At 41.5% G+C, this 24,245-nt stretch carries 28 protein-coding genes and 3 pseudogenes; 12 read left to right on the top strand and 19 right to left on the bottom strand.

The features are described 5' to 3' along the window. Positions 1 to 40: 40 nt before the first annotated feature. From CWM22_10530 to CWM22_10565, 8 genes and pseudogenes are all read right to left on the bottom strand, one after another. Positions 41 to 1,171: an AI-2E family transporter gene (locus tag CWM22_10530; protein AUC92301.1), complete on the bottom strand. Its 1,131-nt coding sequence runs from the start codon at positions 1,169 to 1,171 to the stop codon at positions 41 to 43. Positions 1,172 to 1,303: 132 nt separating this feature from the next. Next, positions 1,304 to 1,483, bottom strand: a pseudogene (locus CWM22_10535) (hypothetical protein). A 155-nt stretch (positions 1,484 to 1,638) separates the two neighbouring features. Continuing rightward, positions 1,639 to 2,328 carry a DNA-binding response regulator gene (locus CWM22_10540; GenBank protein ID AUC92302.1) on the bottom strand — a complete coding sequence of 230 codons (690 nt, stop codon included), beginning with the start codon at positions 2,326 to 2,328 and terminating at the stop codon, positions 1,639 to 1,641. Between the two features lie 81 nt (positions 2,329 to 2,409). Then, complete coding sequence (locus CWM22_10545; protein ID AUC92303.1) at positions 2,410 to 3,837, bottom strand: phosphogluconate dehydrogenase (NADP(+)-dependent, decarboxylating); 1,428 nt, start codon at positions 3,835 to 3,837, stop codon at positions 2,410 to 2,412. A 96-nt stretch (positions 3,838 to 3,933) separates the two neighbouring features. Continuing rightward, the gene (locus tag CWM22_10550; protein AUC92304.1) at positions 3,934 to 4,473 is read right to left on the bottom strand and encodes a DUF177 domain-containing protein; all 540 of its coding nucleotides are present in this window, start codon (positions 4,471 to 4,473) and stop codon (positions 3,934 to 3,936) included. Between the two features lie 9 nt (positions 4,474 to 4,482). Then, on the bottom strand, positions 4,483 to 5,400 hold the full coding sequence (gene trxB, locus CWM22_10555; protein ID AUC92305.1) for a thioredoxin-disulfide reductase: 918 nt from the start codon (positions 5,398 to 5,400) through the stop codon (positions 4,483 to 4,485). A gap of 13 nt (positions 5,401 to 5,413) precedes the next feature. Beyond that, the gene (locus CWM22_10560) at positions 5,414 to 5,638 is read right to left on the bottom strand and encodes a DUF4059 domain-containing protein (protein AUC92306.1); all 225 of its coding nucleotides are present in this window, start codon (positions 5,636 to 5,638) and stop codon (positions 5,414 to 5,416) included. A 17-nt stretch (positions 5,639 to 5,655) separates the two neighbouring features. Then, the gene (locus tag CWM22_10565) at positions 5,656 to 6,999 is read right to left on the bottom strand and encodes an ATP-dependent helicase (protein ID AUC92307.1); all 1,344 of its coding nucleotides are present in this window, start codon (positions 6,997 to 6,999) and stop codon (positions 5,656 to 5,658) included. Positions 7,000 to 7,062: 63 nt separating this feature from the next. On the opposite strand from CWM22_10565, the gene CWM22_10570 reads away from it, so the two are divergent. Next, positions 7,063 to 7,323 (top strand): hypothetical protein, encoded by a 261-nt coding sequence (locus CWM22_10570; protein ID AUC92308.1) that lies wholly within the window; start codon positions 7,063 to 7,065, stop codon positions 7,321 to 7,323. Here CWM22_10570 and CWM22_10575 read toward each other — a convergent pair. Then, positions 7,231 to 7,494, bottom strand: a complete 264-nt coding sequence (locus tag CWM22_10575; GenBank protein AUC92309.1) for a PTS lactose transporter subunit IIB — start codon at positions 7,492 to 7,494, stop codon at positions 7,231 to 7,233. The two genes, CWM22_10570 and CWM22_10575, sit on opposite strands and share 93 nt — an antisense overlap. Here CWM22_10575 and CWM22_10580 point away from each other — a divergent pair. Then, complete coding sequence (locus CWM22_10580; protein ID AUC92310.1) at positions 7,472 to 7,705, top strand: hypothetical protein; 234 nt, start codon at positions 7,472 to 7,474, stop codon at positions 7,703 to 7,705. The genes CWM22_10575 and CWM22_10580 overlap by 23 nt on opposite strands. Here the strand turns inward: CWM22_10580 and CWM22_10585 are convergent. From CWM22_10585 to CWM22_10605, 5 genes and pseudogenes are all read right to left on the bottom strand, one after another. After that, positions 7,692 to 8,219, bottom strand: a pseudogene (locus CWM22_10585) (hypothetical protein). The gene CWM22_10580 and the pseudogene CWM22_10585 sit on opposite strands and share 14 nt — an antisense overlap. Before the next feature lie 90 nt (positions 8,220 to 8,309). Then, positions 8,310 to 9,308 carry a phospho-N-acetylmuramoyl-pentapeptide-transferase gene (locus CWM22_10590; GenBank protein AUC92311.1) on the bottom strand — a complete coding sequence of 333 codons (999 nt, stop codon included), beginning with the start codon at positions 9,306 to 9,308 and terminating at the stop codon, positions 8,310 to 8,312. A 1-nt stretch (position 9,309) separates the two neighbouring features. Beyond that, positions 9,310 to 11,559: a penicillin-binding protein gene (locus CWM22_10595; protein AUC92312.1), complete on the bottom strand. Its 2,250-nt coding sequence runs from the start codon at positions 11,557 to 11,559 to the stop codon at positions 9,310 to 9,312. Then, positions 11,559 to 11,882 carry a cell division protein FtsL gene (gene ftsL / locus CWM22_10600; GenBank protein AUC92313.1) on the bottom strand — a complete coding sequence of 108 codons (324 nt, stop codon included), beginning with the start codon at positions 11,880 to 11,882 and terminating at the stop codon, positions 11,559 to 11,561. Before ftsL ends, CWM22_10595 begins: the two co-directional genes overlap by 1 nt. Positions 11,883 to 11,892: 10 nt before the next feature. Further along, positions 11,893 to 12,843 carry a 16S rRNA (cytosine(1402)-N(4))-methyltransferase RsmH gene (locus tag CWM22_10605; GenBank protein ID AUC92314.1) on the bottom strand — a complete coding sequence of 317 codons (951 nt, stop codon included), beginning with the start codon at positions 12,841 to 12,843 and terminating at the stop codon, positions 11,893 to 11,895. Between the two features lie 267 nt (positions 12,844 to 13,110). Here CWM22_10605 and CWM22_10610 point away from each other — a divergent pair, with 267 nt between their 5' ends. The 7 genes from CWM22_10610 to CWM22_10640 are packed head-to-tail and all read left to right on the top strand — an operon-like array spanning position 13,111 to position 16,326. Beyond that, complete coding sequence (locus tag CWM22_10610) at positions 13,111 to 13,299, top strand: transcriptional regulator (GenBank protein AUC92315.1); 189 nt, start codon at positions 13,111 to 13,113, stop codon at positions 13,297 to 13,299. Between the two features lie 10 nt (positions 13,300 to 13,309). Next, on the top strand, positions 13,310 to 13,843 hold the full coding sequence (locus tag CWM22_10615; protein AUC92316.1) for a DUF3278 domain-containing protein: 534 nt from the start codon (positions 13,310 to 13,312) through the stop codon (positions 13,841 to 13,843). A gap of 14 nt (positions 13,844 to 13,857) precedes the next feature. Further along, positions 13,858 to 14,058 carry a hypothetical protein gene (locus tag CWM22_10620; protein ID AUC92317.1) on the top strand — a complete coding sequence of 67 codons (201 nt, stop codon included), beginning with the start codon at positions 13,858 to 13,860 and terminating at the stop codon, positions 14,056 to 14,058. Between the two features lie 10 nt (positions 14,059 to 14,068). After that, positions 14,069 to 15,151, top strand: coding sequence for a hypothetical protein (locus CWM22_10625; protein AUC92318.1), 1,083 nt, complete (start codon positions 14,069 to 14,071; stop codon positions 15,149 to 15,151). Positions 15,152 to 15,163: 12 nt separating this feature from the next. After that, positions 15,164 to 15,508, top strand: a complete 345-nt coding sequence (locus CWM22_10630; protein ID AUC92319.1) for an MFS transporter — start codon at positions 15,164 to 15,166, stop codon at positions 15,506 to 15,508. Then, positions 15,498 to 15,845, top strand: a complete 348-nt coding sequence (locus CWM22_10635) for a hypothetical protein (protein ID AUC92320.1) — start codon at positions 15,498 to 15,500, stop codon at positions 15,843 to 15,845. The genes CWM22_10630 and CWM22_10635 overlap by 11 nt, the downstream gene beginning before the upstream one ends. Before the next feature lie 52 nt (positions 15,846 to 15,897). Then, positions 15,898 to 16,326, top strand: a complete 429-nt coding sequence (locus tag CWM22_10640) for a NusG domain II-containing protein (GenBank protein AUC92321.1) — start codon at positions 15,898 to 15,900, stop codon at positions 16,324 to 16,326. 41 nt (positions 16,327 to 16,367) lie between these two features. On the opposite strand, the gene CWM22_10645 is transcribed toward CWM22_10640, so the two are convergent. From CWM22_10645 to CWM22_10665, 5 genes are all read right to left on the bottom strand, one after another. After that, a complete protein-coding gene (locus CWM22_10645) occupies positions 16,368 to 17,297 on the bottom strand; it encodes a 1,4-dihydroxy-2-naphthoate polyprenyltransferase (protein AUC92890.1) in 930 nt (309 codons plus the stop codon). Between the two features lie 19 nt (positions 17,298 to 17,316). Beyond that, positions 17,317 to 18,366: an FAD:protein FMN transferase gene (locus tag CWM22_10650; GenBank protein ID AUC92322.1), complete on the bottom strand. Its 1,050-nt coding sequence runs from the start codon at positions 18,364 to 18,366 to the stop codon at positions 17,317 to 17,319. A gap of 77 nt (positions 18,367 to 18,443) precedes the next feature. Further along, positions 18,444 to 18,923, bottom strand: a complete 480-nt coding sequence (locus tag CWM22_10655; GenBank protein AUC92323.1) for an FMN-binding domain-containing protein — start codon at positions 18,921 to 18,923, stop codon at positions 18,444 to 18,446. A 77-nt stretch (positions 18,924 to 19,000) separates the two neighbouring features. After that, positions 19,001 to 19,990 carry a polyprenyl synthetase gene (locus CWM22_10660; GenBank protein ID AUC92324.1) on the bottom strand — a complete coding sequence of 330 codons (990 nt, stop codon included), beginning with the start codon at positions 19,988 to 19,990 and terminating at the stop codon, positions 19,001 to 19,003. An 18-nt stretch (positions 19,991 to 20,008) separates the two neighbouring features. Next, positions 20,009 to 21,901 (bottom strand): NAD(P)/FAD-dependent oxidoreductase, encoded by a 1,893-nt coding sequence (locus tag CWM22_10665; protein ID AUC92325.1) that lies wholly within the window; start codon positions 21,899 to 21,901, stop codon positions 20,009 to 20,011. Between the two features lie 182 nt (positions 21,902 to 22,083). On the opposite strand from CWM22_10665, the gene CWM22_10670 reads away from it, so the two are divergent. From CWM22_10670 to CWM22_10680, 3 genes and pseudogenes are all read left to right on the top strand, one after another. Next, positions 22,084 to 22,623: a heptaprenyl diphosphate synthase gene (locus CWM22_10670; GenBank protein ID AUC92326.1), complete on the top strand. Its 540-nt coding sequence runs from the start codon at positions 22,084 to 22,086 to the stop codon at positions 22,621 to 22,623. Positions 22,624 to 22,755: 132 nt separating this feature from the next. After that, positions 22,756 to 22,871: pseudogene (locus CWM22_10675) on the top strand (hypothetical protein). A gap of 14 nt (positions 22,872 to 22,885) precedes the next feature. After that, positions 22,886 to 24,235 (top strand): potassium transporter Trk, encoded by a 1,350-nt coding sequence (locus CWM22_10680; protein ID AUC92327.1) that lies wholly within the window; start codon positions 22,886 to 22,888, stop codon positions 24,233 to 24,235. Positions 24,236 to 24,245 lie beyond the last annotated feature (10 nt).

A 24,245-nucleotide genomic window follows, 5' to 3' on the forward strand; every position in this document is an offset into this window, starting at 1 on the left:
AGTATAGCATAAAAATGACAAAAATAAAAGAAAGCGAGAATTACTCACTTTCTACCAATAATTCACCTTGCTTCTTCAATCGACTGGCAACCCATTCACGAACCAGGCGGTAGACAACCGCAAAAATTGGGGTAAAGAAGACCATACCAAGTAGACCAAACAAATTACCACCAATCAAGGCTGCAGCCAGGGTAAAGAGAGTCGGAAGACCAACTGATTGACCAACCACGCGCGGGTAAATCACATTCCCTTCAATCAACTGAAGAATCTGGAAGAGCACGATAGACCAGAGTGCCAAGAGCGGATTTTGTACCGCCACAAAGAGAGCACTAATCAAACACGCTGAAAAGGGACCGATATAAGGTACAAACGATAGGACCCCAGCCAAAATACCAGCCATGCTGGCATAAGGAATTCCTGAGAGCGAATAACTAACAAAGACAAGTATCCCAATGATACATGCCTCAACAATCTGACTCATCAAGAATCGGTCATAGGTATCAACAATAACTTCTCCAATATAGTTCACTACTCTGACAGCCTTCTCTGGCAAGGTAGCCTGCAAGAACTTTCTCGTCATCGCCTGCAAGTGTTCCTTGCTCCCTAAAATCGCTAGAGTGAAGAAGAAAGCCATTATCAACGTCATAGTGTTCGAAAAAATCCCCGTCACATTGGACACCAAGCCAGATAAAATCGGTGTGACCAAACTTGAAATAAGTGTTAAATTCTTCAACTGATCCAAAAAGCTGGCAATCTGGTCTCCGATTTGTCCCGACAAAAGACCATTTGATTCAAGAAAATTAGTTAGGGCATTTACCGATTTTGGAATGGCTGTGCTGCTAACCGAAACCAGTTCTGAAACAGTCGTCACCAATGTAGGAAGAACAATCACCACCAGTCCTGTCACAATTAAAGCAAATCCAATTAATACTCCAACAATTGCCAAAGACCGCTTGGATTTCTTTAAAAAAGAAATTTTTTCAAACTGATCTTCTAATTTTTTCATGGGAACATTGAGAATAAAGGCAAAAATAGCTCCAATAAAAAGCGAATTCATACTGCCTAATAATTGTTGAATAGCCCCATAAATACTAGACCAGTTGAGAACAGCTAACAATGTCGCTCCAGATAAGAGTATCAATATGACTTTTTCTTTAAATGATGTATTCATAACTTTTCCATTCTTACTTATTGGCTATTATTTTATCACACGCTTATAGAAAAAGAAAGAGGGGCTGGACAAAAAGACCAACCTCTCTTTTCAAAGTTCGTGTCAATATCTCAGCGCAGTGGTTGATTGGGTTTAACAGTCCAGTGGACTGTTAAAGGTTGGAGATAAGATTTGCGAAGCAAATCTCAGAAGTTCGCGTTTCACACTCAAAATCTGACCTCTACGACTGATGCGAACAGAGTTCGCTTCATCTCCAACCTCAAACTATCTCCCAGACAGTTTTGTAGCGAACTTTGTTCGTTCTATTTCCAACTTCCAACTGTCCCCCAGACAGTTGGAACTATGCGGGGTGGGAGTGAAACAGTCTGGGAATAGACTGTTTCAGCTCGACAACTAGAAATAAAGACTTGTTGACGAACTCATTTTTGAAAAATAGAGTTCTTTCCCGCTCCCCTCTCTACTCTAAATCAATCGCGCATGGCATATCCGACACCACGAACTGTTTTTATATATGAATCTTGATGTGGCAAATCCAGTTTACCACGTAGATAGCGAATATATACATCGACGACATTGGTCTCAGAAGCCGCTTCATATTTCCAAACACGCTCAAGAAGTTGTTCTCGACTAACAGGCTCTGGGCTATTCATTAAGGTTGCCAACAGATCATACTCTCGGCGGGTCAAATTAATCAATTCATCACCTCGAGTCACTGTTCGATTTTGAAAATCAACCTTCAAATCACGATAGGCCGCATGCATGTGAACCTGTTTACAGTTATTGTCAATAAAATCACGACCACGAAAAATCGCAGAGATTTGCTCCACTAAATCACTGATGACAAAGGGCTTCACCACGTAGGAAACAGCATAAGAGAGGACTTCTTCCCCATATTGACTAACTTCTGTCGGCTCAACTACCACAATCATGACCGTGGCTGGTTTTATCGCTAATAGTTCTGTAGCCAATTCCTTGCTGGACATGTCTGAAAGCTGAAAACTCATCAGAATCAAGTCAAAATCCGTTTCATGTGCCAAGGACATAGCCTCTTTCCCTGTCGATGCATAATCAACAAGATAGTCTTTTTTCTGCAATTCCATGGAAACAAAATGCGAGAGATTGCGTTCTTTACCAGCAATCAAAATTTTCTTAGCCATTGTCCATCCTTTTCTATTCTTTCAAATGGTGTAGGAATCGTATTATGACTAGAAAGAAGGGCGCTTCCACGCCCATCTTTTCTATTTTGATTCGCTATACCAGTCGTAATGGAAGATTCCTTCTTTATCTTTACGGTTATAAGTGTGAGCACCAAAGTAGTCACGTTGTGCTTGAATCAAGTTCGCTGGCAAGTTTTCAGCACGGTAGCTATCGAAGTAGGTAATAGCTGCTGAGAATGTTGGTACAGGAACTCCTGCTTGAACTGCCAAGGCAACAACATCACGAACTGCCTGTTGATACTTAGCTGTTACATCAAGGAAGTACTCATCCAAGAGCAAGTTTGCCAAGTCTTCATCACGTCCGTAGGCATCTGTGATTTTTTGCAAGAAGCGAGCGCGGATGATACAACCTGCACGCCAGATTTTTGCGATTTCACCAAATGGCAAGTTCCAGTTGTTTTCTTTTGATGCTACGCGCAACTGTGCAAAACCTTGTGCATAAGACATGATTTTTGAGAAGTACAACGCTTGACGGATTTTTTCTACCAATTCAGCCTTGTCGCCTTCGTATGCAAACGGAGCTGGTTTTGGAAGGACCTTGCTTGCTGCTACACGCTCATCTTTGTAAGTTGAGATATAACGAGCAAATACAGATTCTGTAATCAATGACAATGGCACACCCAAGTCAAGTGATGATTGGCTTGTCCATTTACCAGTTCCCTTGTTACCAGCCGCATCCAAAATGTAGTCAACGATTGGTCCATCTTGACCTTGATCGTCTTTACGTTTCAAAATATCTGCTGTGATTTCAATCAAGTAGCTATCCAATTCGCCTTTGTTCCACTCAGTAAAGATGTCAGCCATTTCATCCACTGACAAACCGAGCAAGTGTTGCATGAGGTCATAAGACTCCGCAATCAATTGCATGTCGCCATACTCGATACCGTTGTGTACCATTTTTACGTAGTGACCAGCTCCATCTGGACCGATATAAGTCACACATGGTGCTCCATCTTCTGGTGCTTTTGCTGAAATTTCTTCCAAGACATCTGCCACCAATTCGTAAGCTTCTTTTTGACCACCAGGCATGATAGATGGACCTTCAAGGGCTCCTTTTTCACCACCAGATACACCTGTACCGATGAAGTTAATACCTGAGTTTGCCAATTCTTTTGAACGACGGATAGTGTCTTCGTAGAAAGTATTACCACCATCGATCAAGATGTCACCTTCATCCAAGTGTGGCAAGAGCGCTTGAATGGTTGCATCTGTACCAGGACCAGCTTGAACCATAAGCATGATGCGACGTGGTTTTTCGATAGATGCCACAAAGCTTTCCACATCGTAACTTGGTACCAAGTTTTTGCCTGGATTGCTTGCAACAACATCTTCTGTTTTATCAGCAGAGCGGTTGTAAATAGCTACTGAGTAGCCACGTGATTCAACGTTAAGTGCAAGGTTGCGGCCCATAACGGCCATCCCTACAACACCAAAATTTGCTTTAGTCATTTGTTTACTCCTCTAATTTGTATCCCCTTCATTATACACCGAATGGGGAAAGTTGACAAGAATTTTCAGATAATTTAACTATCTTGCCAATCTGAGTTAGTCCTCATCTCCAAATAACCCTTGTAATTGGGCAAAAGGACTATTGGCTTCTTTTTTCTCTTGAGCTTTTTGTTGAAAATCTTCCTCAGTCATTAAAGCCCAAGCTTGACCAGATGGTAGGTCGGTTCCTGCCTCTTCCTCCGGTGTCAATACCTTGATAGGAATGGCTAGGAGAATATTATCTGCTACACTCTCATCAAGGACAATGTGGTCATCTTCTACTACCAGTACCATATCCTCATCAATCAAATCTTGTTCTTTAAGAACTGCTTCATTGGCAACAAAAAGTTCATTGACGTTTTGGACCTCATGCAAAACAACTGGTTTCAGAGAACGACTGGATGCCAAGGTAATATCATAAGTCATCTGATAGTCCAAGAAAAAGAAACCTGATTCAAAGCGGATATTTCCAGTGACTTGGACTGGCGCCAAGCCTAGAACTTCACCATTTCGAGCTTGCAATTCTTCCTGTAAATCCAAGGTTTTATCAAAGGAGATTCCATCTGGATTTTTCTGAATATCGTAAATATGAAACATTGTATTCCCCTATTCAGCTAGTTCTGTGATGTAGTTATAGACTTCTTGTCCAGCAACTGCACCATTTCCTACTGCCGTTGCAATCTGACGAAGTTGATTTTGACGAATATCACCGATGGCATAGATGCCTGATTGAGTCGTCTCCATCTTTTCATTAGTGATAACCCAACCAGCTTCGTCCGTAATCCCCAAATCGACAACCGAATCCGTCATCGGATCCAAACCGACATAGATAAAGACACCACCGAAGTCCAGTTCGCTGACTTCCTCTGTTTTCACATTTTTGATAACCACGCTTTGTACACGTAAGTCATCACCCTTGATTTCTTCGACTACACTATCCCAGATGAAGTTAATTTTTTCATTGGCAAAAGCGCGGTCTTGGATGACTTTTTGAGCACGAAGCTGATCACGGCGGTGAACAATTGTCACAGACTCCGCAAATTGTGTTAAGAAGAGAGCTTCTTCGACGGCTGAATCTCCACCACCGACAACCAAGAGTTTTTGTCCACGGAAGAAGGCACCGTCACAGACTGCACAATATGAGACACCACGGCTATTGTAAGTATCCTCACCTGGAATACCTAACAAGCGATGTTTTGCCCCCATGGCTAGAACGACTGTCTTTGTCTCCAAAACACCATCCTCAGTGATCACTTTCTTAATTTGTCCTTCTTCCTCAATACGGACTAGGGTGCCAAAAATATGGTCCACACCGAATTTTTCCAAGGGTTCAAACATTTTTTCAGCCAAGGCTGGACCTGAAATATGGTCATAGCCTGGATAGTTTTCAATTTCCGCGGTATTGTTCATCTGACCACCGTAAATACCACGTTCCAAAAGAGCTACCTTTAAATTGCTACGCCCTGCATAAAGAGCTGCAGTCATCCCCGCGGGACCCGCACCAATTACAACTGTATCGTACATATACTTTTTCCTTCTACGCTTTAAACATTAATAAGATTCCCACTACTCCAAAGGCTGCAATGGGAATTGTCATCACATTAATCATCAACAAATCAAACAAGAAATCTTGTCGTTCTTGCAAGGTTTTATCCACACCCTTTGTCGCACGCCAGATAAACCAGACCAGACTAGAAGTGATAATCAACAAGGAAGCTATTAGCAATCCTTGTAAATAAAAACTGAGAATGTTTTGTAACATCTTTTTCCTCGATTACTTTAAAAGGTTTGACGCTTGGCTTTACGTTCTGCACGACCCTTTGCACGCGCTTCAACTCGCTTGGTCTTGCGACGTTTTTCATCAACAGCCCATTGAATTTTCTTCTTGTAGCCTGGTTTGACTTTTTTCTTTTTCTTCTTGACCAAGCCAATCATTTCCAAATCTAGCTTTTCACGAGATTTTTCACGGTTAGCACGGCGGTCACGGTCGTAGGTATCGACAAATTCGCCATTTTTCATTTCTTTTGGCAAGAATTTGATATTGAGTTTTTCTAGCTCTCGAATATCTGCATCATCGCTTGGCTGATAAAGGGTAATGGCAATACCTGATAAACCATTACGACCTGTACGCCCTACACGGTGAACAAAGAAAGAAAGGTCTTGAGGAATTGCATCATTGATGACATGACTGACGCCCTCAATATCAATCCCACGTGCTGCTAAATCCGTTGCAACAATGTACTGATAGTCCAAGTTCTTCACTTGGTTCATCATCCGCTTGCGCTCACGTGGAGGAATATCCCCATGAATCTTTGCGACACGAAGACCATTCGCAGTCAAATAGCTATGTAATTCATCTGCACGTGTCTTTGTATTGACAAAAATCATGGCCAAGTAAGGTTGCATGAGCTTGGTTACTTCCAAGATTTGAGTATTACGGTCACGCCCCTTGGTTGAAATCAGCCAGTTTTCAATTGTATCTGAAATGACCGTATGGGTCTTGATTTGTTCCATGACTGGATTGGACAAGTATTTTTTCAAAAACGGTTGGAGTTTCTGCGGAATGGTCGCTGAAAAGACCATAAATTGCAAGTCTTTTGGCAGGCTGCCAGCAATCTTATCAACTGTTTCCAAAAAGCCCATGTCCAAGGTCATATCTGCCTCATCCACCACAAAGGTTTTGGCTTTATGGATAGCAAGGTCACCTGATTTGACCAAATCATAGATACGCCCTGGTGTCCCAACAACAATGTGAGGCTGACTAGCTTGAAGCTTGTCAATTTGACGGTTCTTATCCGTACCGCCAACATAATTGGTCACACGAACTTCGATGTCCGAATGACTAGCCAACTGGCGTGCCGCTTGATAAATCTGAGTAGCCAGTTCACGAGATGGGGCTGTAATAACAGCCTGAACTTGGTCCAATTCCTCATTTAATTTTTGGAAAATCGGGATCAAGAAGGTATGGGTCTTACCCGAACCTGTTTTTGATTCCCCTATCAAGTCTCGCCCTGACAAAACAACAGGAATCAATTTCTCCTGAACTTCTGTCGGCTGGACAAAGTTAATTTCTTTCAAAGCCTCCTGAATATAAGGCTTGAGTTTCATATCTGTAAATTTCATAGTTCCCTCTTTAGTTGTACTGCCCTCTATTATAGCACGATTTAGGTGGACAAGCAAAAGGGAGTGGGAAAGAACTCGACCAAGATAAAAAGAGTTCGTCTTCCCACCCCCGCACAGTTGATTAGGCCAGATTTGGAGTGCAAAACACGAACAAATCTGCCAATCAACCACTGCGCTGAGATGTTGACACGAACTCTGAGTAGTGGTCCTGGGCTTTTTGCCCAGCCTCAATCAACTCTCGCTTGCTTCAGTAAATTCTGCCTCAATAATTCCAAGTTCCTTCTCTTCTTCCAAACTTGCTTTAAAGGCCTCAGTGAGTTCTAATTCTCCATCAAAATCACCATTTATTTTTTTCACAAATGTGTCTGCCAACATCCCTCCCATGGGCTGGAAGGTAAAATAGGTCAAACCTCCTGAAATCAGACCACCCAAAATAGGAACTGCATTGGCAATGGTCTTTTCAATAGTCTTTTTGGTAATTTTCACACCAATCACTGCGGCTACCTTTTTCACCAAGGGATGGGAGCGGGAAAGAACTCGACTGGTCAAAAAAAGAGTTCGTCTTCCCGCCCCCGCACAGTTGATTAGAACAGATTTGGAGTGTAAAACACGAACAAATCTGCCAATCAACCACTGCGCTGAGATGTTGACACGAACCCTGCGAAGCGAGATTGGTCTTTTTGCCCAGCCTACAAAGCCTGCATAGCTACTTTTTTACCGATATTAGCTCCGACTGTCTTGGATACTTTATTGAGAAGAACTGCTGAACCACCTGCTCCAAACATGACACCAATGTAGGCAATAATGCGGATTTGAACCTCTTCTGAAATTTCCTTCCCTTCACCAACAAATAATTCATCTTCACCAAAAAGATAAGCGATTTGTTGCGACAAATTCAAGGCAAAACCAAAATACTGAGCTATATCAGCAGTACCTGCCGCCACCGCTGTAAATGGATTCCCCGGTAAACCAGCTGCGAAAGAAATCAAAGATGTTTTCGTAGTCATATCATTAATGATTTTTTCAGCTTCCTTACGCAAAGCTTTTGTAGTGAAGACCGCCGTTGGTCCATCCGCAATAATTTTATCTAGATAGGGACTATCTTTGAAACGAGTCTTCAAAAATTCTTCCCGATTGACTTTAACCATAGGAAGTTGACTAGCAGCTGTCATGGTTTGAATAACCACTCCATATAACTGTTCTTGATTGAATTGTTCCATTTTTATCCTCCACCAATTCTCTCTCTATTTTACCCCCCTCGACCATATTTGTCAAGGTAAAAAAACAGCATTTCTGCTGTTTCTGACATTTTATAGATAAAGAATAGCTAGGGTAATCAAGCTCATGATGAGACCGACTGACCAGAGGAAAAAATCAACTTTCCACTCGCTCCATTTTTCAGCTTTTCCGGTCAAACCTCCAAGCTCCAAATGGTGATGAAAAGGAGTCATACGGAAGATACGACGACCTTCTCCAAAGCGTTTTTTGGTGTATTTAAAATATGAAACTTGCAACATAACAGAGGACGTTTCAATGACATAAACCAGGCCGATAAGGAGGAGGGTCCATTCCTGACGGAGAGCAATTGAAATAGTTGCCAACATACCACCGAGAGCCAAACTTCCCACATCCCCCATGAAAATCTTCGCTGGTTTACGGTTATAAACAAAGAAACCGAGCAAGCCTCCAATCATGGTCACACAAACTAGAAGAATATCAAATTTTTGCTCATTGAAGGCGATGACAGAGTAAGCTAGAAGACTGATAACAACTGAGATAGAAGCCAATCCATCAATACCATCTGTCAAATTAACTGCATTTGAAAAACCGACCAGCCAGAACAGAACAAATGGGAAATAAAGAACTCCCAGATGTACCATGTGACCAAATACATTCAATTCTCCGCTACCTGCTCCTCTTACGTGTACAAAGTAGAAGACAATACCTCCTAAAATTTGTAGAGCAAGCTTTTGTTTAGGATTAAGACCTTCATTTATTTTACGGAAAATTTTTAAAAAGTCATCCAAAAATCCTACTACACCATAAAGGGCAAGGATGAAGAGGATGGCAAGGACACCACCCGTCAACAGTTGAAAGGCCGTTGCAAACAACAAGCTGACAAGTATCGCAACAACGAGAAAAACGGTTCCCCCCATTGTTGGTGTACCTGCCTTAAACTGATGTTGTTTCACATCTTCGTGCATCTGTTGCCCCTCGATGCGTTTGGCTTGATAAAATGTAATAAATCGTGGGATTAAAAGAACGGTTGCTAGAAAAGCTACCAATCCCGACATAAGTGCGAATTGCATGTTAGTCTCCTAAGGTTATTGTTATTTTCTCGGTTTTATTCAAAGCGGTACCAACCTCTACACTTTGGTCGACTACTTTTGAACCCGTTCCTTTATAGGTCACTTCAATACCAGTCCATTCAGCAAATATATCCATATTCTCTTTGGTGATTGCGTACAGGTCTGGCATTTCTTCGAATTTATTTGTCAAGAGTAGAACCTGTTGGTTGGCGATTACGTTACTTCCTTTTTCGACTGAAACTTTTTTAATTTCAGCACCGTTTCCAAGGATAGCTGGTTGAACTAATTGACGGCGAAGTTCCTCAGCTGACTCGCCTGGTGCCTTACCAATGAGGTCTGGCAATTGATACTCTGTCTCATTAGCAACCCGGGTCAATGCTGGCGCAGGTGAATCCAGATTCAAATTGTCTTTCAACAGCATCGCTTCTTTCAATGTGGGACTGACAATGTCACGCCAAGACAGGACATTTAATACTTCCGGTTGGCGAATGGTCACATACATGATAAATTCAGGGTCCTCAGCAGGGATCATGGCTACTACAGAGTTGGTGTAGGCACCTTTAATGTACCCTTGACCATCTTCGCTGGCAATTTCGGCTGATCCTGATTTCATGGCAATATCATAGCCTTCCACCTGAATAGCTGGACCCTGCAAATCATGAGAGTAGAGTGTTCCGAACACAGGGTCTGTTCCGACATTGATCATATAGCCGAGAGTATCGTCCGCCGCTTTTTCCGAAACAGGGTTCCCGACTTCTTCTTTCGAAGAAACTCTAGCTGTATCTGTATTAGGATCATAAAGAGCTGAGATGAATTTAGGCTCTAGCATAATACCATTGTTCGCAATGGCGGTAAAACTACGAAGCATCTGTGCTTGGTTTGCAGAAATCCCCTGACCAAACGTTGACATGGCGATAGAAACAATGTTATCCTCTGGTACCATTCCTGGTGCCTCGTCCCCCATACCAAATCGTGTTGGGTAACCATAGCGAAATCTAGCAAGGTAGTTTAACCACTTTTCATCCCCCATTTCTTGTTGCAACAACGTCATTCCAACGTTACTTGAGAGTGAAAAACCCTGAGCAAAATTTAACGTAACAGCCTCTTTTCCGTCGTTCACAGTCCAGTCGTTAATTTTTGCATCAGCAATCGTATACTCAGAGTTTGTGTAATAGGCATTTGGATTAAAGGTCCCATTATCAATCGCTGCAGCTAAAGTTAACACCTTCATGGTAGAACCAGGTTCAAATGCCTCTTGATAGAGCAATGAGCGCTCTATCATCCCTTCCTCACCAAGTCCTTCCTTGGTATCCGAATCATAGCTGGGACGTTGTGTAGTCGCTAAAATTTCTCCTGTTTTGGCAGAAATAAGAGTTGCATTTGCATATTTACCTTTTGCCGTATCAAAGAATGTATTCATATTGGTTTCTAAGGAACGTTGTAAATCTGCCGAAATTGTTGTATATACATCTTGGCCATTAACCGTTTCTTGTTCGACAGATTCCGTACCAGGCAGTATCCTACCTTGACTATCTTTTTCATAGATAACCTTACCATCTTGACCTGCAAGGATGTCATTCAAATAATATTCCATCCCACTCATACCTTGAAGACTATGACTACCATCCTTATTTTCAATTAAGTTAGCCAAGCCAACAAAAATTGAGGCAAAATTTCCATTAGGATACATTCTTCCAGGACTGGCATTAAAGGCAATCCCTTTAATACCAGCTGCTTTCATCTCTTCTTGAATTGACGACATTGTACTATAGGAAATATTTTTACCAAGCGTACCAAAATAGACCTGTTTTAAATCAGGCTGATTTAATTGCTTGTTAACATAATCCGTCTCCATCCCAAGGTACTTATTAAAAATATCGGCAACCTTTTGAAACTGAGACGATTCAACATATAGTACTTCCTGAAATTCAGACACGTATTCCTTATCAATAATCGCATAAATAGTGTAGGTGGTTGAATCTTCTGCGATTGGTACGCCAGTGCGATCATAGATTGTTCCGCGTTTTGCCTGAATGGTAACTTCTTGCTGATGTACTGCAGCAGCTCGCTCTGACAAAGACACACCTGAACGACTATCCGTTCCAATAATGTAAGCAAAATTGATTAAAAAGATAAAAAAGACGAAAACCGTCAAGAGAAGTAAATGCTGACCTACTCTCCGACGATTTTTTGACGGAACATATCGTTTTTTCAAGACATACCGCAAGAGTTTATTATTTCTTCTGGGCATTATTCGGCTACTCCAATATTGTCATTATTAAAAGTTAATCCAGCTTTTTCAGCAATTTCCATCAAGCGAGCTGAACGTGTCAATTCATTGACAGCTTGCTTTGCATCGTTAATTTCAATCTGTTTTTGACTAATATCTTGATTGACTTTGGCCATGCCAGATTGAAGTTGCAAAAGCCGCGTTTGCATAAAGATAATTCCTATCGCAAGGGCTAATCCAGATAATACGATGCTTGAATAGAAGGCTTTTTCTACACGTGTGAAGGTTCTAATTTTATCACCGATAACCCGCATAGTGGCTTCTCTACGTTTTTCTTGCAACATAGACTCTCTCCTATTTATGTACTTTCTTAGCTACACGCAGTTTGGCTGAATGCGCACGATTATTATCTTCTAGCTCCTCTTGACTTGGCAAAATCGGCTTACGATTGACCAATTCAAGTGGCGCCTTCAAGTCGTCTGGAATAAATGGCAAACCTTTTGGAACATCAATCGTACTTGCTTCCTTAAAGAGTTGTTTGGTCAGACGATCTTCTAAGGAATGGAAAGTAATAACAGAAATTCGTCCATCCAAAGCCAATAAGTCAATGGCCTGCTGGATAGATTCGTCTGCTGCTCCCAACTCATCGTTGACCTCAATCCGAATCGCTTGGAAAATCTGCTTAGCAGGATGCCCCTTCTTCTTAAGTTCCTTGGCTGGCTTGGCAGATTTGATCAGCTCTGCCAACTCAGTCGTTGTTTCAATCGGCTTGACCGCACGCGCCTGTTCAATCTTACGAGCAATCTGCTTGGAAAATTTATCCTCACCGTATTTAAAGAAAATCCGTACCAAGTCGTGATAGTCATAGTTATTGACCACATCATATGCCGTCAACTGACCATCTCGATTCATCCGCATGTCCAATGGTGCGTCCTGCTTATAGGAAAAACCTCGCTCTCGTTCGTCTAACTGTGGACTAGATACTCCTAAATCATAACAAATCCCATCAATCTCTGTTACACCTAGCTCCGCCAAGCGAGTCTTGAGATTGCGAAAATTGTCCTTGATAAAGGTCACTTGTCCTTTTTCAATGTAGTCTGCCAAGCGGATTTGGGCATGGTCAATGGCCGTCTGATCCTGGTCAAAGGCATAAAGATGCCCACCATCCGTCAACTGACTGAGCAGATACTCACTATGCCCTGCTCCCCCCAGCGTTGCATCTACATAAATTCCATTTGGTTTGATGCCTAACATATCGACTGTCTCATGCAAGAGAACAGTTGTGTGATTAAATTCCTTGCTCATATCTTTTCTATTGTACCACAAAACAATACAAAAAGTTGTTGCAAACTTTTTACAAAAAATATGTCAAATATAGTTGACAACATCTTTGGATAGGTCTATAATAACATTATAGATAAATGTCAAGTATAGTTGACATCAACAGGGAGGTCTCCCACATTTTTTTACAACCAACTGTCGCATATAATTGACATCGTGCCTAAGGATAGCTAGTCTATCCTCTCTCTTTACAATAGAGTGTCGCATATATTTTACACGAAAGGAGAACCCATGAACCGTGTCAAAGATTACCGCCTACTGCTAGGGATTTCCCAGCTGGATCTGGCCAAGGCCATCGGCGTATCCAGGCAGACCATCAATATGATTGAAAATAACAAGTACAACCCCTCACTAGACCTCTGTATCAACCTAGCCAAAGCTTTACAGACCGATCTTAATAGTCTCTTTTGGAATGAATAAGGAGTTTATCATGAAAGATATATTTACAAAAATTCTCAATCAAGCAACCAAGGATTTTTATTCTATCAGCGGACCCATGGATGAAATGCGGCAGCAAGAAAGCTATCGCCTCAGTAACACCATTGTCATGATTGTTTTTCCTATCCTGGTAATAGGAAATACAATTGCACTTCTTATCGCCTTACGACAACCTGAAAAAGTTGGCTTTCTGCTCCCCCTAACCAATATACTGATCATTGGTTTCACGCAAGCCTTAGCTTCCCACCTTGCCTTGAAAAATGGCATTAGTCAAAGCTATGAGGATGAGATTGATGTCGCCAAACTCAATAAATCCCTTTTAAAGAATAGTCGTGCTATATTTTTCGGGGCCTTCCTGGCTTCCACGACTGCCCCTGCTTTCTATAAAGAATGGTCTGTATTTCTTGAAGAACTAACAGACCCGACCCTCCTACTAGGTCGGTTAATTGTTGCAGGAGCTATCACCTTCATCCATTACTACTATTGTAAGAAGCAGTTACAAAAGAAAATTCTCGCAAACAAATAAAAGGAAGAAAAACCATGAAAAAGAATACACGTCAAGCCCTTATCTCTACTCTAATTTTTATCCCGCTCTTTGTACTCTTTCAGCTTTGGGGCAATAGCGGAGCAGACATCTTGCATACCATCAGCCAAGCCAAATTCTGGATACAACTGCTGATTGCTGGAACCATCTACTTCTTAGGCTTTGTTTACATCTTACCATTGTTCGATCAAAAATAAGGAGCTGCGTATGAAAAAAGAAACCTTTCAAGATAAATTAATCAAACGATTTTACGGTATCGCAGGGCCCTTGGATGAATTTCGCCAAAAAGAAGCCTTCCGACTAGGCAATTCCTGCTTTATCCTGCTCTTTTGGGGCACCATGGCTATAACCCTGCTGGCACTTGCCCTATCCAAACGCTTCCCTCAAGTCGTTGCCTATGGCTACCCAACGGCTCTACTCCTATCCACTCTTTCCGCCAGTATGTATATGACATCCAAGATGCGTCACAGCCAAGTGGACAGTTTAGATGTAGAAGAACTGACTACCAAGGAACAGAAACAACTCAAGGGAGCAAGTATCAAATTCGCCCTCTATTTCACTACCGTTATGTACATTTGGGTGGTTGTTTTTGGGGCCTGGATGGATGGGCTCAATCCTCTCGACCACCTATTTGACCTCCGAAAATTTCTAGCAGCCTGTCTAGGTGGAGTTTTCACAGGCATTGCTCTTGAAATCATGTTACGCAAGCGCATGAAAAAGGCAGAAAAACTAACTGTCAGCTCTGCTATTTCCAAAGAAGAACCTAAGTGGATCAAAAATATGATACGACACTTCTATGGTATCCGTGGTCCTTTAAACGAGTACCGACGGACTAAGGCCGATGAGATTGGGGGAATAGCCTTTATCTACCACTTCTACTTCCTAGCTCTTGGAAATGCTGTCGCCTACTTCCTAGCTATCCGCTATCCTGTCGAGGTGGCTGCCTACTATCCAATGATCATTGCCTTCTTCAGTATTATCCTAATTGGTATCGTTAATATGCGCACCCTCCATGCTGACCTGCCTCAATATGACATGGAAGAACTAAGTCCTGAGGAAAGACAAGGACAGACCCTCAATCCACTGGTTTGGGGACTGGGAGTTACCCTGCTATCTAGCCTCTTTGCGGGGCTGGCAGACCTCTTTAGCCTCCAGCTTCCCCTACTGGCTTCCATCTTCCACGTCAAATCCCTCCTATTCGGTGGCACGATGGGTATCTTTGCTAGCATTGCCCTGTCTGCCTTTGCCTATCTGCATAAACTGGAAGCAGAAACTACTAAGAAAAAATAAGGAGCTACCATCATGAATAAACCTTTTACACCCAAACAAACCTGTCGATTTTTTGTTCTATTTTATGGATTATTTTCTGCCTTCTTCATCTACTCTTACATGGTCAATGAGCCGATTAGTGGTTCATTCTTACTTACTTTTCCAGCCATTCAAATCATCAAATCCTATCAAACAGCAGAAGAAAAACGCTACTTTATCATTCAAGCCATCTTTGCCCTGTTTGCCATGACCTTGACCTATTCCGTGGGCATTTGGCTAGGACATGTCAAACCACATATCCTCATCCTTCCTGCTGGATTTGCTCTGGCTATTCTTTATCGATTGTATTTCAAAAAGGAGAAAACAGATGAACGTTAACAAACCGAAACTTATACTCACTTTGATTGTCCTCTCCTATACAGCAATTTGTAGCCTGTATATACATAGCTACCTGACTGGGGACAATCCACCAATCTTTATCTTACTGTTCACTATGCTTCCAATCTTGAATAGTGACTGGCAGACTAGCAGCCCAGAAGCAAATGCTTTCCAAAAAGCTATCTATCTTTATCATAAACCACTGCTCTGGTTTCTCTTTGCAGGTTTTGCCCTAACTTTCTCCATTGTATTTTTCGCTGGGAAAATTCAGCCACTTCATGCTGGATTTTGGGGAATGTTAGCCATCCTACTCTTCTTTAGACAATTGAAAAAGTAATCTGTATCCAACATTTTACAAAGTAGGATTTTTTCTATAAAATAGATTGTATATGACATTCAAATCCATTCTCAAACAACTCAAACTATTTGATTATATCTTAATCGGATTCACCCTTGTTTTATCCTTTCTTCCAGCAATTTTTACCTATATACATCTGACAACAGATACAAATGAGGCAAAAACAATTGCCTATGTCCGCATCAATGGTGAGGTGGTCGACCAATTTGAATTATCAAAGGACACACCCCATCAAGAAAAGACCTACTATCCCAATGAAGGGCAATACAATATCATTGAAGTTGATGGCGAACGCATTCGTGTCAAGGAAGACAATAGCCCTGACCAAATTGCCGTTATGACCAGCTGGATTAGCCAGCCGGGTCAGCTCTCCGTCTGCCTGCCCCATAATCTCTTGATTGAAATCAAATCCGTCGGTGGAGAGGTTACTGACGAAGAAGAACTTATTTTGCCACTATAAGAAAGAAGACACAGCCTGATGAACGACTGTGTCTTTCCTTTTTAGAAAATAAGTGCTAAAGCAATTATCACCACATATAGCAGTGCAAAGAGTACAAAACTCTTCACTGCTTCTATAAAGGTTTCCCGTTTGACTTGCTTTTTCAAAAATGTTTCTAGACTCTTATAAGCAGGCCGAACTCCGATTAAACCGATCAGTGCCCAAATTGGTAAGAATCCTATCAGACAGTAGATTATCCACAGCAACCATGGTAAACTTGCCAAGACAAAATACAATTTAAGAGCATTTTTCTTGCCAATATAGTAAACCAGAGTATAACGATGGTTGCGAATATCTTCTTCTAAATCACAGGTATTGTTGGCCAACATGATATTGGCAATCAAGGTTACCAAAGGAATAGACATGAAAATAATTTCTATTATTTTTGTCCAAGAGAATTGCAAGGTCATCCACTGGCCGCTCACTTGGCTGGTCAGTAGCAAATCTGGTTGCTGAATAAATACAGCAAGAAAGAAGATGCCAAATCCCATGGTTACTCCAGAGAAAACTTCACCCAGTGGCATTCTCGAAAGCGGAATAGGTCCAAAGGTATAGAAGATACCAATGAGGAAACAGAGAGCTCCCATCGGTAGGAGGAGCCAACTGGTCCGCCAAACTAGTACTAATGAAACCAATAGAGAAAAAACAAGTAGGGCAAGGACGATTCCAATCATCTGACGGAAATCTAGAGAGAATTTTCCAATCACATTGCTTTCTTGACGATAGATTTCATCCTTGGCCTTGTGGTAATCCATGCTATTGTTAATGGCAGTTGTGCACATGTCAAAGCTGAGAACGGCAATAATGAAGAGGAGAGTATTGAGCCAATTGAATGCTTGATAGCGATACAGACTCCATAAAATCCCCAGGGTCATGGGAAATACACTGGCAACTTTAGTTTTTAGTTCAACAAATTCTAGAAATACCGGCAGACTGAGCCCTTTAGTTGATTTATTCATTGACAAGATGATACTCCTCATTCGTTAATTCAAAGCTTTCTTTCAAGCCATCACTCAGATGAACACCCTGCTCCTTATCGATGAAAACAGCTTCTACACCGTCAATCTGATTGATAAAGTCAAGACCTTTTTCCACACCTAGTAAGAAGAGAGTTGTGGATAAGGCATCTCCTTGGATAGATGTTTTGGAAAAGACTGTCACACCTGAAATATCGTTTTCCACAGGATATCCAGTTTTGGGATCAAGAATATGGTGATATTTGACACCGTCCACCTCTAAGTAGCGCTCATAAATCCCTGAGGTAACAACCGAATCATGTGTCCCTGGCACAGAACCAACCGTTGCTCCACGCACTTGGTCTGGGTCTTGAACTCCCACATTCCAACCATTTTGTGTCGTTGGCGAATCCCCCATAACCACTACATTCCCACCTAGATTGATGATAGCAGTCGTAATCCCTTTGCTGGCAAACAATTCTCTAACCTTATCTGCAATGTAACCTTTGGAAATGGCTCCTAATTCTAGCGTCATTCCTTCTTTGATAAAGACAGTCTTCTTCTCCTTATCTAAAGTAATGTCTTTATAATTGATAAATGGCAGAGCAGCTTTGATTTCTTCATCACTCGGCTTACGTGCATCCTCATCTCCAATTTTCCACAGATTGCTCACAGCTCCAATGGAAATGTCAAATAGCCCCTGACTTTCTTTACTCATGTCAATAGCTGTTTCAATCACTTCAAAGGTACGTTCATCAACCTTGACAGCTTCTTTTCCTGCTGCCTGATTGATACGGTAGACATCTGCCCCTTCCAAGTTTGTGGACAACAGACTTTCCATCTCCTTAATATAGGAAACAGCTTCATCCATCGCTTCTTCCTGATTTTCATGATAAATGCTCAATTGCACTACTGTGTGAAGTAAGCTTTCACTACGAGTCAACGGAGTTTTCACAACAGATAAACTTTCGTTTTGTTTAGCACCACAGGCAACAAGCAAAACCATCAGTAGACCCACGAACAATAGACTTGCAATTTTTTTCACTGATTTTACCTTCCCCCAAAAATAAGAAGACACAGTAGCCAAACAAGTGCGACTGTGTCTTTTCTGTATAGACTTGATTAGTCAAGTTTTACAGTTTCTGTTTTTCCTTCAGCAGCTGCTGCAAGAAGGGCTTCTGTACTCTTCTTGAAGTCTTCTGAAGTCTGTGTTGCACCTGAGACAACTTCAACAGCTGAAAGGTCTTGTTCTTTCACTAAAGCTGCATTAAGTTGTTCGATTGCTTCACCAGCAGAAACTCCAGCTTTATCTTTCATGTTTTTGTTGTACTCTTCATTTGCTGATTTAAGACTTCCATCTTCAGCTTCGTAGTCAAATTTTGACTCACTGATTTTTCCGTCTTTAACAGTCAATGTGTGAACAATTTTGTAGCCATAATCGTCTTTGTCTGACTCAGCTTTGTAAGTACCATCTTTCAATACTACTGTTTCTGTAGTTGAAGATGAAGTTGAAGTAGATTCTTGTTTAGAACCGCAAGCAGCAAGTGCAAATACAGCACCAAGAACTACCAAACTTTTCAACACAACTTTAGTTGTTTTCATAACAATACTCCTTTTTTTTATTAAATAGTTTATATGTATAATGATATACCTAATTAGAGAAAAAGTCTAGTCATTTTTTAAAAATAATGACTAAAAACTATTGCCACCAAATTTTGCATAGATGCAGTCGATAACTGTGGTATTCTATCTACAAAATTCATCATTTTTTCCAAATAGCTAACAATCAGTTTCTCTGTTTTGGCAATAGCATGCGTTGCAAAAATCCTATCTGTAAGGATTTCCAACCCTTCTGCCGTAGGGGATTGAATATAAGCCCGCAATTGTTGCTGGATAGACTTGTCTTCTCGCATAGCAAATAGTAGCGGTGCAGTATAGATACCGTTTTGAATATCTTGCAATCTAGGTTTTCCTGATTCTGCTACATCCAGCTGATAGTCAATTAAGTCATCTCGTAGCTGAAAGGCCATGCCAAGTGCTTGCCCAGACCGAAAAGCCATGCTACTGTCTTTCCTAGATTGGCCTGGTACAAAGCTCCCCAACTGACAGGCAAGTCCAAATAGAAAAGCTGTTTTACCCTGAATTTGCTTGAGATAGGCTTTCATAGTCATATTGGCATCAAATTGATTGAGTAGCTGAGATAATTCCCCTCGAAGAATTGTTTCCATCAGCTTATCATTGCCCAAATCCAAATCATCACGTGATACTTCTAGCAAACGAAGCCCTTTTCCAAATAGTCGACTTGAATAGGCCAAAAGATAATCACCCGTGTAGATAGCGATTCGATTCGAAAATTGTTGATGAGCCGCCGTGACTCCCCTCCGTTTATCTGCGCCATCAATCACATCGTCATGAATAAGAGTCGCCAGATGCAGAACTTCTAAATGGGCAGCAAAATATAGCTTTGAACGGCTAATCTTTCCTTCCGTCATTTGTGCAAAGAGCAGACAGAGGCCGGCACGCAGGTATTTCCCTGGCGCCGCTACATATTCAACAATCTTCGATGTAACTGCTGGATGCAGGACCATCATCTCAGATAAGATGATGGATTTTACCTCTTCAAGTCCCCTCTCAATCTCAGGATATGCATTCCAAATTTGATGTACCACTAACTTTCTATATTTCCTTTATTTTTTATCCTTGATACGGTAAATATGCTTGGGCTTTCCATAAATCTTCTTGTCTAGGAAACGACCCAACCACGGCATAATCCAGTAGTCTAGACCGAAGGCTCTACCCGCACCATTCATAAGAGAAATAGCTGCTGGGATGAACCAAATATTTACCCAGTAGAACATGCCTGACAGGCTGAACATAACTACCAAAGCAACGGTTGCAGCAGACACAATCCATACAAAGGCACCAGCAATCAATGCTAGACCGATACCGATTTCTGCTACTGTCATAAATTTTTGCATAAAGAGTGCTACTTCTTGGTTTGGCATCATAAATTCCATGATAGTAGCAAACCAATCAGGCATTTTATCCAAAACAGCCATCGGTGCTTCACCATAGGCATAGCTCAAACCAAAAATTGGTTCAGCTGCTTCTGCCGCAGCAGTTGCCGCTTGTGAGGCACTTGAAACCGCCTCAGCAGCAGATGCACCAGATACTGGATCAGCTAACCAAGGGAATGGGAAGACAACTTGATCCCCAAACCATGATGTTGTTCCAAATAGACCAAAAGCTTTCTTGATACCTTCGTAGAGCCATACTGAACCATAAAGGACACGCATTGGCACAGACCAGAGAAGATTTCCTTTGCCTGAAGTATGACCGCCAAAAATGTTTCGCTTATTCTGAATGTCAAAGAATTCATGACGAACATAAGAACCCATGTAGAAGAAACTACGGATGGTAAAGAAGTAGAGTAGGTTTACCATGTGTTTGACAGCCATTGCCATAAAGCCTGACATGTGGTATTTGTCCATCAAGAAGGCTACACCGTAGCGTGCTCCAATAGATACCATAAACCCATCATATTTACCTTTGTAGCTATGTTTTTCGCCACCCTTGATTGCTGCAATAATATTACTTGCCGCAGTATGACCTGTCTGTTCAGCTGCTTGTACAATCTGTGGAGTTGGTTTTCCTTCTGATTCTTCAAAGTAAACCAAGTCGCCAGCTACATAGACATTTTCCTTTCCTTTCGCTTCCATGAACTCATTAGCTACCAAACGACCTGCACGTGCTTTTTCAATACCAAATTCACTTGCGTCTGTATTGGCTTGAACACCAGCTGTCCAAATAGAGGTATAGGTAGGAATTTGACGACCTGATGAAAGTGTCAAGCTATCTTCTTGTACACTTGCTACACCATCGCCAAGAACCAATTCAACACCTTTTTTCTCAAGGTATTTGCGAGCCTTGACTTGCTCTTTTTCAGTAACCATAGCCAAGATATTTGGCGTTGCCTCAACAACCTTAAGTGAGAATTCTTTTGGATCCAACTTGAACTCACGCGCCAAAATTGGTACCCAGTCAATCAACTCACCGATCATCTCGATACCTGTGAAGCCAGCACCGATAACGGTAAAGGTTAAAAGAGCGCGACGTTTGGCTTCATCATGCTCACGCATGGCACGATAGCAAGCGTCAATCATGTGGTCATGCAAACGCTCAGCTGCTTCGATAGACCAAAGTGTAAAACCGTGTTCTTTAACACCTTTCACACCAAAGTCATTAGCCTCACCACCCATTGCAAGGAGCAGGTAATCAAAATCCAGAGTTTGGTGTTCCGCAACTACTTGTTTCTTATCGTAGTCAATCTCAACAACCTTGTCTGTTACCAATTGAACCTTTGGATATTTTTTGAAGATACGTTGAAGGTCATACTTGATTGCATTGGCTTCTACACGCCCAGCCGCAACTTCATGCAACTCTGTCATATAGGTATGGAAAGAGTTCTTATCAATCAAGGTAACCGTTACATCTTGATCCTTCTTAAAAGTTTTTCCTAGCAATCGAGCTGCTGCAATCCCCGCATAACCAGCACCGACAATCACAATATTTTTCGTCACAATGTTTCCTCCTTGTGAAAATCAAAACAAATTACATGTTTCCATTATATCGTATTCCAAGATAGTTGACAAGCGAATTTCATTAATTAGTAATATACACAAACAAAACTTGCCATAGTGAACAAAAACAAGTATGATAGTAAAATAGATAATCGACTAGAAAGAGTTTTTTCTCTACACCCATGAATTCTAAACGTCAAACACTTAACTTTATTACGATGCTGGCAGCTCAGGCAGTTGTCATTTCTTTGATTGAACGACTCATCACCCCCCCATTTGCTTTTGCTCCAGGTGCCAAGTTAGGACTGGGAAATTTGATTAGCTTAATTGCTATTTTTACCCTCCCTACCAAAGATAGTCTAAAGGTTGTCGCACTACGCTTGCTCATCTCAACCTTTCTGGGAGGCACCTTTTCCACATTCCTCTATGGCTTTGCTGGAACAACACTGAGTTATGTAGGAATGCTCTCTGCCAAGCAGCTCGGTCCAAACCGTGTCAGTCCTATTGGAATTTCTATTCTGGGTGGGATGTTGCACAATCTTGGTCAGCTTCTTGTTTTTGCTACCATCGCCCGTTCTTTCTATGTACTGAACTACCTGCCAATCCTCGCTTTTACAGGAATTTTATCAGGCTTATTGGTCGGACTGGCTGCTACCTACCTCCTCCAAAAGGTCGGACCTTTACGTCACTATCATCAACAAGTCTTAGCAGAATGGAAATAAATCTCCCTAGGTTAACTAAGGAGATTCTTTTTATGGTCCGCACTACTTTTTCATTACCCATAATAATTTCCCCATAATCCTGGTGTCACAAATAAAATGAGCCACCTCATATAAACACCACTTATAAAATCCATGGTAATAAAAAATAATGAAGCTTTCAAGAAGAGAAAAATTCAGGTTCTTTGCGTGTTTTAGTCGTACATTTTCTTTCTTTTGTGCTACAATATCTTCATCTTTTATTTTTTTGAGAAAAGGTAGAATTATGTCACCATTTAGGATCAAACTTTCTCCCAGTCAGCGAATCATTATCAGTTTCTTATTCGTGATTCTGACTGGATCAATTTTACTAAGTCTTCCCATCTCACAAATCAGCACCTCTACAGCAAGTTATTGGGATCATCTCTTCACATCTGTCTCCATGGTTTGTGTGACAGGGCTATTTACCAAAGCCGTTGCTGAAACCTATTCTACTTTTGGACAGATTATCTGTATGATGCTAATCCAAATTGGTGGTTTGAGCTTGATAGGATTCATCGGTCTCTTCGCTTTACGCGGTGGTCGTAAAATGAATTTCATCAATATGGCGACCTTACAAGAGGCTCTAAACCGATCTGACACAAAATATTTTCGTAACTTCCTCAAATCAGCTTTTGGTTTTACCTTGGCGGTCGAAGCCTTTGGAGCCCTCTTACTGTCCTTTCATTTTGTACCTGAATTTGGATGGGCGAGAGGTTTATTTACCTCGATTTTCGTAGCTATATCAGCCTTTTGTAATGCAGGTTTTGATAATTTTGGCGCAACTAGCATCATGCGCTATGTGGATAATCCTCTAATCAACATAACATTAGCCAGTCTCATTATTATGGGAGGTCTTGGATTCTCGGTTTGGTTTGACCTTCAGACACAAATCGGGCAAAAACGTAGCCTACGAAAACTAGGGTTCCATACAAAGATTGTTCTAGGTCTAACAGCTACTATACTAACCCTCGGAACTCTAACAACCTTACTCACCGAATGGAATAACCCTTCTACTATCGGGCAACTATCATTTGGTCATAAATTATTAGCCAGCTTTTTCCAGACGGTCACCATGCGAACCGCTGGTTTTGCCAGTATCGACTACACGAAGGCTGAACCAATCACCCTCTTGCTCTATATCTTTCAGATGATGCTTGGCGGGGCCCCAGGTGGAACAGCCGGCGGTATTAAAATAACCGCCTTCCTAACCTTAGTACTCTATGCTCGTAGTGAAATTCTCGGCCTCCCTCATACCAACTTTATGGGACGAACCATTGATAACCTCAGCATCCGCAAAGCTTTTGCGACATTCTCAGTCTTCCTGCTTATGTTTATCATAGGACTCTTCGCACTTGCCTTAACAGATGACCGACAACCACTTCTATTTTTAATGTTCGAGGTCATGTCAGCACTAGCCACTGTGGGTGTTACAGCAAATCTGACCCCAAGCCTAACCATGGCCGGTCAAGCAGTCATTATGGCGCTCATGTTCTTCGGCCGTATCGGTCCACTTTCTATTCTCGCAAGCCTTTCTGTTCGAAAATTATCTAAAACCGAAAGTCTTCAATACGCAAAATCATCTATGCTTGTTTAAAAGGAGAAAT

It is taken from the genome of Streptococcus suis (assembly GCA_002831545.1).
Taxonomy (GTDB): domain Bacteria; phylum Bacillota; class Bacilli; order Lactobacillales; family Streptococcaceae; genus Streptococcus; species Streptococcus suis_P.